General features: G+C 60.2%; 5 protein-coding genes and 1 pseudogene. 4 read left to right on the forward strand and 2 right to left on the reverse strand.

Annotated elements, in window-relative coordinates; translation table 11 throughout:
* The first annotated feature begins 132 nt into the window (after positions 1 to 132).
* A pseudogene (locus NJC38_RS28810) lies at positions 133 to 513 on the forward strand (transcriptional regulator).
* A 216-nt stretch (positions 514 to 729) separates the two neighbouring features.
* Here the strand turns inward: NJC38_RS28810 and NJC38_RS28815 are convergent.
* On the reverse strand, positions 730 to 1,134 hold the full coding sequence (locus tag NJC38_RS28815) for a DUF2177 family protein (RefSeq protein WP_045482325.1): 405 nt from the start codon (positions 1,132 to 1,134) through the stop codon (positions 730 to 732).
* 121 nt (positions 1,135 to 1,255) lie between these two features.
* On the opposite strand from NJC38_RS28815, the gene NJC38_RS28820 reads away from it, so the two are divergent.
* The gene (locus tag NJC38_RS28820; RefSeq protein ID WP_253118172.1) at positions 1,256 to 1,888 is read left to right on the forward strand and encodes a DsbA family protein; all 633 of its coding nucleotides are present in this window, start codon (positions 1,256 to 1,258) and stop codon (positions 1,886 to 1,888) included.
* 185 nt (positions 1,889 to 2,073) lie between these two features.
* Here NJC38_RS28820 and NJC38_RS28825 read toward each other — a convergent pair whose 3' ends face one another.
* A complete protein-coding gene (locus NJC38_RS28825; protein ID WP_045482330.1) occupies positions 2,074 to 2,910 on the reverse strand; it encodes a S1-like domain-containing RNA-binding protein in 837 nt (278 codons plus the stop codon).
* A gap of 224 nt (positions 2,911 to 3,134) precedes the next feature.
* On the opposite strand from NJC38_RS28825, the gene NJC38_RS28830 reads away from it, so the two are divergent.
* Both NJC38_RS28830 and NJC38_RS28835 read left to right on the forward strand, forming a co-directional pair.
* Complete coding sequence (locus NJC38_RS28830; protein ID WP_253118173.1) at positions 3,135 to 3,863, forward strand: TorF family putative porin; 729 nt, start codon at positions 3,135 to 3,137, stop codon at positions 3,861 to 3,863.
* A gap of 62 nt (positions 3,864 to 3,925) precedes the next feature.
* Positions 3,926 to 4,831: a DUF6279 family lipoprotein gene (locus NJC38_RS28835; protein WP_253118174.1), complete on the forward strand. Its 906-nt coding sequence runs from the start codon at positions 3,926 to 3,928 to the stop codon at positions 4,829 to 4,831.
* Positions 4,832 to 5,019: the final 188 nt, after the last annotated feature.

Genomic DNA, 5,019 nt, shown 5'->3' on the forward strand with positions numbered 1-5,019 from the left:
TGCGCCCGTGAGGGCAGATAACCAAGGCGTTGCCTTGGTTATCTAATAATCAGCGGCTGAAAATCGGGCCTTTCGGCATCCTCAAGCCGTCCATTTCCGGCTGATGGGCAACTTGTTCGGAGTTTCCCTAAAATCCGCCCGATCCGCACTGACGCAGAGTATCAAGCGGCTCTCAAGGAGATATCGCCTCTATTCGATAACGAACCAGAGCCTGGCACACCGTAAGGCGACGCGTTCGAGGTCATGATCACGCTGATTGAAGCCTATGAAGCCAAGCACTTTCCGGTTGATTTACCGGACCCGATTGAGGCGATCAAATTGCGCATGGAGCAGTCAGGGCTGACCGTAGCCGACCACGTCCCTGCCATCGGCAGAACCAATCGGGTCAACGAGGTGCTTAACCGAACACGCTCACTGGCATTGCCCATGATCTGGAAGCTGCACAGATCTCGTGTGGGAGATCGCCCGCCGCCTCGGCGCCGCGCTGTCGCGCAGCAAACACAGACCTCGTAGGACCGGCTTTAGCCGGGAAGCCTTCGCGGCTAAAGCCGCTCCTACGGGATATCCATTAAAAATCAATAGTTTGCATTTTGTTTGATGAGAGTGGCCGGCCAGCGCTGCGGTTGCCGACGAAGACGGCAGCACATTCGCTACAGCTGCTGTGACTTTACTGGCCTCTTCGCGAGCAAGCTCGCTCCTACTGGGCGGTGGACTGAAGCGCCTACAGGCTCAGCGCAACAACCGCGACGTCAGCACATAAGCCACTGTCCCCGCCAATGTGGTCACCACCACGCCCCAGGCCAGGTCCACCAAGGCCATTTGCGCTGGCCAGCCGCGTAGGGTGGCCCAGTTGGTCAGGTCGTAGGTGCCGTAGGCCACCAGGCCCAGCAAGGCGCTGTGGCCGACCGCTTGCCCGAGGCGTTGCACGTTGAGGGCCGGCAGCACGGCCAGCACCACGATGCCCACGCCGTACATCAGGTAGAACGCGACCGCCGGGCCGATGACCGGTGTGTCGAGCATCAGTGGGCCGAGCCAGGCGCGGTAGGTCGGGCCCATCAGCCCGCCCAGCCATAAGCCGTCGAAGATCAGAAACGCGACCAGGGTTGCAGCGTAGGCGGTGAGAAATCGTTTCATGGCGATGTGTCCTGAGAGGGTTATGGCTGGGACAGCGACCGTTTGGGAATTGATCCGCGAAATAGCCGGACTTTTCCCATAAGTGGGCAGTCACTGCTAATAGAGCTAAGGAGCCAGGCGAATGCATACAGACACACAACCCGCCCTGAGGGTGGATATATGGAGCGACTATGTCTGCCCATTCTGCTACCTGCAATTGCCGGTTCTCGAACAGCTTCAGGCCCGTTACGGCGCGATGATCGAGTGGCGCTGGCATGCATTTGAGTTGCGGCCCGAGCCATTGACCACCCCGGACCCGCAGGCTGATTACCTGCGCATGACCTGGTTGCAGGCGGTGTTGCCGATGGCCGATCGGCGCCAGTTGACGATGAAGATTCCGCCTGTGCAGCCGCACAGCCGCAAGGCGCTGGAAGCGGCGAACTTTGCGCGCAGCCAGGGCCGGTTTGGGGATTTCAATCGGGCGTTGTTCCGGGCGTTTTTCGAGTACGGTCAGAATATTGGTGAGGATCAGGTGCTGCTGCAGTTGGCCAGCGCAACCGGGCTCAAGCCCGAGGCGCTGCGCCTGGCATTGCAGGAGCAGCAGCACCGGGTTGCGGTCAGCGATGACGAGGCGCTGGCTGATACGCTGGGGCTGCGGGCCGTGCCGGTGCTGCTGTTGCGTAGGGCCAGTCAGCCGCTGAGCGAGGCGCAGGTGCTCAATGGCACCCTGCCCTTGCAGCGGCTGACGCAGGAGATTGATGCTTTGCTTGCCTGAGGGGCATTTTTAAAATTGGCTGTTGGCTGGGCGGTGTTTAGATGCAAAGGTTGGCACATTTATAGAATCTGCTGACGCCTTCGTCGGCTGAGCCGACTGCCACCGGTCCAGCGTAGTGCCGGCAATTTGAACGCAACTCAAACCGGTGGGTGATCTGCCACCGGCCTGGCCGGCCAATGCCGTCCTCAGGTCAGTTCGATGCGGTCGGCATGGATGGCGATCTGGCCTTGTTTGTACAGCCCGCCGATGGCCTTTTTGAAGTTGCCTTTACTGACCCCGAACAGGTCGCTGATCAGTTTGGGGTCGCTCTTGTCGCTGACTTCCAGCACACCGCCGTTTTCACGCAGTTTGGCGATGATTTGCCCGGACAGGTCGTCGGCAGCGGCCGCGCCGATGGGTTGCAGGCTGAGGCTGACTTTGCCGTCGGCGCGCACTTCTTTGATAAAGCCTTTCTCTTGCATGCCGGGGCGCAGAAATTTGAACACTTCGTTTTTGTGGATCAGGCCCCAGTGCTTGTTCTCGATGATCGCCTTGAAGCCCAGGTCGGTGCGCTCGACCACCAGCAGGTTGACCGCCTGGCCGGGGCTGTAGGTGGCCGGGGTCTTGTCGAGGTAGCGGTCCAGCCGCGAGGTGGCGGTGATACGCCGGGTGTGTTTGTCGAGGTAGGCATGCACCACGCAGTATTCGCCGGCTTCCATCTGGCGCTTTTCTTCCGAGAACGGCAGCAGCAGGTCTTTGGGCAGGCCCCAGTCGAGGAACACCCCGATGTTGTTGACCTGCACCGCCTTGAGGCTGGCAAAGCCGCCGACCTGAATTTTCGGTTTGAGGGTGGTGGCGATCAGCTTGTCATCGCTGTCGAGGTAGATGAATACGTTGAGCCAGTCATCGACCTCCGTGGGCGCGTCCTTGGGGATGTAGCGGTTGGGCAGGAGGATTTCGCCGTCCGCGCCGCCGTCCAGATACAACCCGAAATTGGTGTGCTTGACGATTTGCAAGCTGTTGAAGCGCCCGATTAAAGCCATGTGCCGATCACTCTGAATTGCGTGGCGGGCATTCTAACCGGTTTTGTTGACGGGCATTCATGTGGTCCTTGATCGTGGCCGAATTGGCGTTGAATCGACGAACGGTCATGCCCCGGCGGATTTCATCGGTATTCTTGCGATGGCTCTGGCTCGCGGGTTGCGCGCACCAGCCCAATCCAAACCCTATTTTTTCCACACTCCTCGCCCATCACCTGGAGTGCTTTATGCGTGTTATTCGATGCCTGACGCCGTTGCTCGGCGCCTTGTTGGTTTGTCAGCCGGCTTCTGCCCAGGTACTGGAACGAAGCCTGGGCGACTTCAGCCTGAAACTGGGAACCACGCCGACGCGCAGCATGGCCCAGGGCCTGGTGGCACCCTCAAGCGGCGGTGATTCGTTTCATGGCGGGCTGGACCTGACCCATGAGAGCGGCCTGTATTTCGGCCAGTGGTCACCGAACATGGGCCTGACGCCAGACAGCAATATGGAGCTGGACTCTTACATGGGCTTCAAGAAGCCCTTTGATCAGAGCACCGGTTACGAGCTGGGGATGATCCGCTACAGCTACCCGGACACCAATCAGGTGGCCAGCCATGAGCTGTACGCTGGCCTGCGGATTCTCGACAGCCGGCTGGGCGCGGCCTTCAGCAACGACACCGGCACGCGCAATAACACCCTGTTCGTTGATCTGGGCAGCATGCCGCAACTGGGGGTGAACGTGCGCATGCAGTACACCACCCACGAGTTCGGCAGCGCACAGATTGCCAGTGACGGCCGGCTGGTCGGCGGCTTCAACGACTGGTCGCTGAAGTTGTCCCGGCCCTGGCTGGGCATCGACATGAACCTGATCTACAGCGACTCCAGCCTGAGCGGTGATGATTGCGGCCTGTACAGCGGGCATAACCCGCGCTGCGAGCAGACAGTCACGCTCAAGGCGGTGCGTGCGCTGTTCTGATTGCAGGGAACTGCCATGATCCGCCACTCTCTACAACAAGGCCGATGTTGTGAGGAAAGGTCATGGATTACCTGTCGAAAGTTGTCATTACCCTGTTGCTGACGGTGTCGCTGCTGAGCGGCTGTGGCCAGGTGAGCCTGGCCTATCGCAACCTGGATGTGATCATCCCTTGGTCGCTCAGCGATTACCTCAAGGTGCGTGGCGAGCAGAAAGACTGGCTCGATGAACGCCTCAAGCAGCATTTGCAGTGGCATTGCAGTACCCAGTTGCCGGGTTATCTGACCTGGCTCGACCGGCTTGAGCAGATGGTGCGTGACGATCAGGTCAGCCCTGCCGCGCTGCAAACCCGTACTCGTGAGGCCGAACAGGCGATCGCCCGCATTGCCCGGCAGGTCACCCCTTCGGTGGTCGAGTTGCTCAGCCGCCTGGATGACAAGCAGGTGCAGGAGATGCAACAAGCCTTCGAGCGCGATCAGAGCAAACGCCAGAAGGAATACCTCAACCAGCCGCTGGACAAGCAGATCGCCGACCGCGCCGGGCGCATGGAGAAACGCCTGTCGCCGTGGATGGGCTCGCTGACCGCCGAGCAAAAGGCGCGGGTCCAGCAGTGGTCGGTGTCGCTGGGTGAGCAGAACCAGGCCTGGCTGGCCAACCGCGCCAGTTGGCAGCAACGCTTCCTGGCGGCACTGCAACAGCGCCAGCAACCTGACTTCGCCCCGCGCATCAGCGCCCTGCTGCAAGACCGCCAGACCTTCTGGACCGCCGACTACCGCGAAGCCTACGCGCGCACCGAACAGGCTGCGATCAACCTGGTGGCGGATATCTATGCCATGAGCACCGCGCAGCAGAAGCAGAAGCTGCTGAGCCGGATTGATGACATGCGCAAGGATTTTCAGGACCTGGATTGTTTAAAGGCAGCGCAACAGGTGTCGATGGTGATGGCCCTGGAGCCAACACAATCGCTGTAAGAGCGGCCGGGCGGCGATCCGCTTCAGCCGCAATACTGTTCAGATAAACACTGCGGACCCGGTGGGAGCCAACTGTCTTTCATCATCCCCCGATGAATGGGCATTTTATAATGCCATCGCGGATAGATTCCGCGATGGCGGGCAAAGCCCGCCCCCCATTCAAACCACGTGATCACGCCATGGTGTTC

Origin of the sequence: Pseudomonas sp. 21LCFQ010 (genome assembly GCF_024129905.1) — a bacterium.
Classification (GTDB): domain Bacteria; phylum Pseudomonadota; class Gammaproteobacteria; order Pseudomonadales; family Pseudomonadaceae; genus Aquipseudomonas.